The organism is Haloferax sp. Atlit-6N, from assembly GCF_003383195.1.
Lineage (GTDB): Archaea > Halobacteriota > Halobacteria > Halobacteriales > Haloferacaceae > Haloferax > Haloferax gibbonsii.
In genome coordinates this window covers 1-586 of the sequence record NZ_QEQJ01000122.1, presented here as the reverse complement: position 1 = coordinate 586, position 586 = coordinate 1, and the positions used below count along the sequence as shown (strand labels likewise).

1 protein-coding gene is annotated in these 586 nt (G+C 59.2%); it reads left to right on the top strand.

Annotation, left to right across the window (positions count from 1 at the left end; translation table 11 throughout):
• Position 1: 1 nt before the first annotated feature.
• Entirely contained in the window at positions 2–439 is a 438-nt protein-coding gene (locus DEQ92_RS21500) for a type IV pilin (RefSeq protein ID WP_115821756.1), read from the top strand.
• The last annotated feature ends 147 nt before the right edge of the window (positions 440–586 follow it).

Sequence of the window (586 nt, the reverse complement as noted above, 5' to 3'; positions counted from 1 at the left end):
AATGAAACTCAAACAACTCTTCACCGACGATTCCGCCGTGTCGCCGGTCATCGGCGTCATCCTGATGGTTGCGGTCACGGTCATCCTCGCGGCCGTCATCGGCTCGTTCGTGCTGAACCTCGGCCAGGGCGTCCAGCAGACGGCACCCCAGGCGAGTTTCGGCTTCGACTATGACACGACCGATAACGGGAACGTGACGATCACTCACGAAACGGGTGATTCGATTGACGCCGCACGGCTGAATGCGACTGGATTTCAAAATGGTTCGGCCAGTGTAGCTTGGACAGATCACGTGAGTAGTACGGTTTCTGCGGGGACGAGCGCGACATTCAATAACACCGCCGACTGGAACGGTGAGACGATCCGCGTCGTCTGGCAGTCAACGAATGGTGAGACTTCCGCGACGCTGAGTCAGTCCACCGCACCCGACGAGTCCTGATCGGCCCAACGGCGACCCGTTCGGTTCTCATTTTATTTGCCTGTAGCTGACTAGCGAGAGGGAGCATCACGCAGCCACATTACGAGCCGCAGAAGTCGATTTCGCGCGTTTCAGACCGCGGGCGCCCCTTCGGAGGTGCCGACGAGC